The sequence below is a fragment of the Dialister sp. genome, from assembly GCF_051885895.1.
GTDB lineage: Bacteria > Bacillota > Negativicutes > Veillonellales > Dialisteraceae > Dialister.
Genome location: NZ_JBJEXP010000089.1, coordinates 1 through 5,177, shown reverse-complemented (window position 1 = coordinate 5,177; position 5,177 = coordinate 1). Strand labels below are relative to the sequence as shown.

Sequence of the window (5,177 nt, the reverse complement as noted above, 5' to 3'; positions counted from 1 at the left end):
CGATGAAGAAATGATCGAAACTATCAAAAAATGCCTGGCGGATAACGAGCCATATAAGGTTAATGATCCCGGCGACATAAACTACTAATACCTTCCGCCGAAGCAGCGATAGGGAGGACAGGCCGCAGCCCGGAATTCAGTCATTTTCTGCAATACAGTCAGAGCCAGCAGGACATGGACCTGCTATGTATGGTATCATTGCCAAAATGAAGAACGGGCTGTTTTACTACATCCCGTATGGCACAAACAAACGGGAGTCCACTATGATTCCTGCAATGCAGCTCCCCGATCAGATGCTCCTGTTCCATCCCTATTTCGAAGCCGGAAACCCGAGCCCCCTGCTGCTTGAAAAATCACGTAAAACACTGCGTGAGGCAAAATTCGTGAAGCCCATAAACCCGGGCATTCAACCGGAAATCGTTTGAATGAGCCAGACATCATACGGCAAAAGACCGCTTCGGCGGTCTTTTTGATTGCCTTTTATGAAGTCCCGATGATTGTGCCACACGGAAGAAGTGACATAGGAAGAGTAAACCATAGTCCGGAATTCAGTCAATTTCCGGCGATGCAGCATGGCCGTGCAGGCAGGCGCCTTCCCGTCATTTCGACCGCAGCGAAGCGGAGTGGAGAAATCTCCCGTCCACCGGTATTTTTGGTGAGCCAGCGGACCGGTAAGCCGGGTGAAGCTGGCCCTTAGCCTGCCCATAAAAAGACTTCCCCATGAATCGCCCGACCCATGCAGGATAACCGGTAAAAGGCTGGAATCAGACAGCAGATTCACTATCCCGCTGTCACACCAGCCGCATATATGATTCACTTTTTTCATGCATCCCCCTGTAATTTATGATAAAATAATATAATATTGTTTCTACGTATTGACGTATTTATATTTATATATAGAAATGGGACTTTCATGAAAAAGACTTCGAATGAATATATTGCCATCGGGCTCATGCTGTTTGCCCTCTTTTTCGGCGCAGGCAATCTTATATTTCCTGCCTTTATGGGACAGAATTCCGGATGGAATACCTGGTATGCCACCCTGGGCTTCCTGATCACCGGTGTCGGCGTGCCGCTGGCCTCTGTGCTGGCCATCTGCTTTTCCGGAAAAAATCTTCGGGACCTGGCAGGACAGGTGAATCCTCTGTACGGTCTCCTTTTCAGCTGTGCTCTCTACCTCACTGTGGGGCCGTTTTTTGCCATCCCCCGCACAGCAGCCGTATCCTATGAGATTGCCCTTGTCCCCCTGCTTCCTGCTGACTGGCAGGGTCCGGGGCTTTACGGCTTTGTCTTCCTTTTCTTTCTGCTGTCCTGGTGGCTTTCCATCACCCCTTCCAAACTGGTGTCCCGTGTCGGAAAATGCATTACGCCTCTGCTTCTGATTTTCCTCTTCATCCTGATCACTGCCTCTGTCCTCTTCCCCATGGGGAGCTGGCAGGAACCTTCTCCGGCCTATGATACGCCCATGAAGGCCTTCTCATCCGCTCTTCTGGAAGGCTACAATACCATGGACTGCCTGGCGGGCCTTGTTTTCGGCGTCATTGTGGTAGAATCCATCCGCCTCTACGGCATTTCCTCCAACCGGAAAATTGCGGCAGTCGCCCTGAAATCCGGCCTGATTTCCACCTTTTTCATGTTCCTCGTCTATGCTTCCCTCTGCACCCTGGGTGCTTCCTCCGTAGCCCTTCTGGGCCATATGGAAAACGGTGCCCCCGTACTGGCCGGCACTGCCGCATTTTATTTCGGAAATCTGGGCAGTATCCTGCTGGGCATGATCGTCATTCTGGCATGCCTCACCACATCCATCGGCCTCATCGCTTCCTGCGCCGCCTATTTCCATGCACTGATGCCCCGTTTCTCCCACAAAGTCTGGGCTTCCATTTTCACCATTCTTTCCTTCTGCGTTGCCCTCTTCGGCCTTTCTGCCATTATCAAAGGGGCCATTCCGGTGCTTCTTTTCCTCTATCCCCTTTCTATCTCTCTCATTCTTCTTACATTCCTTCAGGGCTTCTTCCGGGGAAGCCGCCGGATCTTCATCCTGGCCACGGTCTTCACCTTCTTCCCTGCGCTCTATGACGCTCTGAAAGCCGCAGGACTGACCCTGTCTCCGCTGGAGCACTTCATGTCCATGCTCCCCTTTTCTTCCTGCAACATGTCCTGGATCCTCTTCTTCGCAGTCGGCCTCCTTCTGGGAATTGTCTGGGATAAAATATCCGACACCGCAGAAGATGCGGCAGCGAAGGAATAACAGGAGCCGCTTTGCGGCGATGCGTATACAGGCTGCTCTGCGGCCCGGCGAGACTCGAATGATCTGAGCCCTCCCATGTTCAGGAACATGGCCCCTCTGCAGCCAGAGGCCGCAGGTCCTCTTTAGAAATACCGCCGCCAGCTGCGAACCCACTAAAAAAACCGGATGATTTCTCATCCGGTTTTTGTGTGCTCTATTTTTAATTATTTAATGTAAGCAGTTGCTTTCAGCATGAGCATGTTGTCCATTTTCCGTCCGCCCATGTCTTTGGCGTTAAAGCCGTAGTCTGCTTCAATAATGAGGCCTTTCATAGGAACGAAGGAAGCTTTGGCCAGGAAGAACTTGGCGCCGCCGTAGTTCTTATTGGAAGAGTAGGTGCCGTTTGCCTTATCTTCCAGCACATCGGCAATGTAGGCCGGTACATTCTTCATACCATGCCAGTCTTTATATACATGGCCCATGTACTGATCCACGATGTCATTGGAAGATCCGCCGAAGTAGGTGCCTGCCTGGCTGTAGATATAGTCCAGGCCCACTTCAAAGGAACCGCCCTGGAGAATATCGGCAGTGCCGTAGTGGAGACCGTAGTTGAAGCTGTAAGGCCTTTCATTGTTCAATGGAAGTCTGCGAAGGTTCTTCACGAATTCGCCCTGTACATGCCACTTGGGAGTAATATAGTAAGCGCCGGCAAAGCCGTAGGCCTTGCAGATTTTACCAATGGGGCCGTTGGCCTTCATACCGTAAGCATGGAATTCCCACTGCTGGGGCTTCTTGTAAATATAGGAAGCATAAGTTACCGGTACATCTTCGTCGCTGCCCCAGTCTTCATTCTGCATAAATACAGCAGTATCGCCATTAATCGTCATACCGTTGCCATCCATACTGCTGACCTGGTTCAACGTATTCGCTATTGTCAAAGGCGAAACCTGAAGCTTTTGAGCCAGTGTGCCTACTGCCTGGGTCAGAGCAGCCTGCTGCTGAGCAGCCGGAAGAGACTGAATGCTTTTCACATTGTCGATAATACTGTTAATCACTGCTTCCCTGGCTGCTGCATTGCCGCCGGTGGCGCGATTGATCGCCTGGTTGAATTCCCCATTTCCTGCCGAAAGAACAGCAGAAATCAGACCCGCATTACTGCCTGAACCTTTGATATCCATGCCATGAACCATGGGGCGGGTGTAGTTATAGTTGATATCTGTTGCACGGCCATGGGCAATGGTGAAACGGCCGCCCTTCCGATAATCGCCGAAAGAGATGAAAGCGCCTTTGAATTGGCCGTCATAGGTGTAGCCGGTAACGCCCATTTTAACCGGGAACTGGCCGATGCCGATGAGGTTCTTGGAAGGTCCGAAGGGAAGCTTGGAGGTGTCCTGCTTCGCTCCGAACTGGTAGGTAGCCCACAGGCGGTTCAGGTGGAGATCGCCGTCGCCGTAGCCGGTTCTTGTCTTATCGGAATCACTGCTTTCCCGGCTGGACCAGTCCTGACGATTGGGATCAAAAGGAGTAGATCCGTTCATGCTCATGGTTGTTTCCAGCTGGCTGTACACGGTGCTTCTGTCATTTACATTGGCCATGGTATTGATCCGCACCCGGAGGCTCAGTTCATCATGGCTGGACTTGGAATCCTTGTATACATTATCGTAGCGGGGAATGTCCTGCAGCCGGAGTTCCGTGATGGTGGTGAGATTTCCTGTTTTCTTTTCCAGTTCCTTCACCCGGACGCCCAGGCTCTGCAGTTCATCTGCATATTCAGCGGAAAGCTTCTGCACGGTGGCTTTCTGGCTGTCATTCAGGCTGTCTTCCTTCGCCATCAGACGGGCAATGATCTGGGCCAGTTCATAGCGGCTTACGTTCTTGTCCCCTTTGAACGTACCGTCAGGATAGCCGTCTACGACTCCCTGGTCAGACAGCTGGGATACAGCCTGGTAGGCCCAGGAGGATGTATCTACATCAGCAAAGGGATTGGCAGCGGAAGCGGTAAATGCAGCAGCAGTAAACAGAGCAGCCAGTGTGGTTTTCAGAAGGCAGTGGTTCATTTTTTCTCCCCGGAGCTTTTTTGGAAAGCTCTCTTTTTTCAATTCTCAAAATTTTTTGATTTTTTAAAACGTTACATTCGTATTGAATAATTTTTACCTCATAAAACTAAAACATTATACCCCGTCATGAAACAGTATGTCAATAGGAATTAGTACCTGATGCTAAAAACGCAAGACTGCCCGATTTTTCGTCAATTTTATGCATAAAAAAAGACCGGACTCCGGTCTTTTTCCTGTATTCGATTCCATTTTTTCTGCAAACCGCCTCCAGTCTTTGAGAAAATCACCCGATTTTCTAGCGTGATTTCATAAATTCTGTTTGAATCAGATGGATGCTTTTTAAAATTCCATAGGCAATCGCGCATCCGGCACCGCAGGAAACGGAAAACAGAGATACATAAAACAAAGCTCCCTTCGATGAACCCAGAAAAAGGGCTGCCAGCGGATAGGAAACCAGCCCGCCGATGAGGGAAGTTCCCACAAACTCCCCCAGCACTGCCGCCCAGAGCGTATGCAGCCTCTGATAAAGGAAGCCGGACAGGAAAGCGCCGATCATGGATCCGGGGAAAGCCAGAATACTGCCGGTACCCAGCAGATTCCGTATGACCGACGTGCAGAAGGCCGCAGACGTGCTGCAGCGGGTGCCGCAGAGCACCGCCAGAAAAATGTTAATCATATGCTGCAGCGGAAAAGCCCTTGTCACTCCCAGCGGAAAGGAAAAAAGAGGAGACAGAAGCACCGCCATCCCCGTCATCAGCGCTGTAAGTACCCATTTCCGAAATTCCGGTGATCTGCCGTCCATGATTTCATACCTCCCCTTCCGCCCCGGGACACACTGCCCGAAGCCTTTCTGGCTATAGCATAGCATGTCTGCCGGAGAACCGCGAGAAAAA

At 50.9% G+C, this 5,177-nt stretch carries 4 protein-coding genes; 2 read left to right on the top strand and 2 right to left on the bottom strand.

Features of this window, described 5'->3' with window-relative positions; all coding sequences use genetic code 11:
* Positions 1 to 185: 185 nt before the first annotated feature.
* Both ACI4N7_RS07910 and brnQ read left to right on the top strand, forming a co-directional pair.
* Complete coding sequence (locus tag ACI4N7_RS07910) at positions 186 to 425, top strand: hypothetical protein (protein WP_439732814.1); 240 nt, start codon at positions 186 to 188, stop codon at positions 423 to 425.
* A gap of 488 nt (positions 426 to 913) precedes the next feature.
* The gene (gene brnQ / locus ACI4N7_RS07905) at positions 914 to 2,248 is read left to right on the top strand and encodes a branched-chain amino acid transport system II carrier protein (RefSeq protein WP_439732813.1); all 1,335 of its coding nucleotides are present in this window, start codon (positions 914 to 916) and stop codon (positions 2,246 to 2,248) included.
* Between the two features lie 203 nt (positions 2,249 to 2,451).
* On the opposite strand, the gene ACI4N7_RS07900 is transcribed toward brnQ, so the two are convergent.
* Entirely contained in the window at positions 2,452 to 4,284 is a 1,833-nt protein-coding gene (locus ACI4N7_RS07900; RefSeq protein ID WP_439732812.1) for an S-layer homology domain-containing protein, read from the bottom strand.
* 295 nt (positions 4,285 to 4,579) lie between these two features.
* Complete coding sequence (thiW, locus tag ACI4N7_RS07895; protein WP_439732811.1) at positions 4,580 to 5,086, bottom strand: energy coupling factor transporter S component ThiW; 507 nt, start codon at positions 5,084 to 5,086, stop codon at positions 4,580 to 4,582.
* Positions 5,087 to 5,177 lie beyond the last annotated feature (91 nt).

Bases quoted from the DNA above. Each gene is read 5' to 3' on its own strand.
- ACI4N7_RS07910 (WP_439732814.1), top strand. From the start codon at position 186: ATGTATGGTATCATTGCCAAAATGAAGAACGGGCTGTTTTACTACATC.
- brnQ (WP_439732813.1), top strand. From the start codon at position 914: ATGAAAAAGACTTCGAATGAATATATTGCCATCGGGCTCATGCTGTTT.
- ACI4N7_RS07900 (WP_439732812.1), bottom strand. From the start codon at position 4,284: ATGAACCACTGCCTTCTGAAAACCACACTGGCTGCTCTGTTTACTGCT.
- thiW (WP_439732811.1), bottom strand. From the start codon at position 5,086: ATGGACGGCAGATCACCGGAATTTCGGAAATGGGTACTTACAGCGCTG.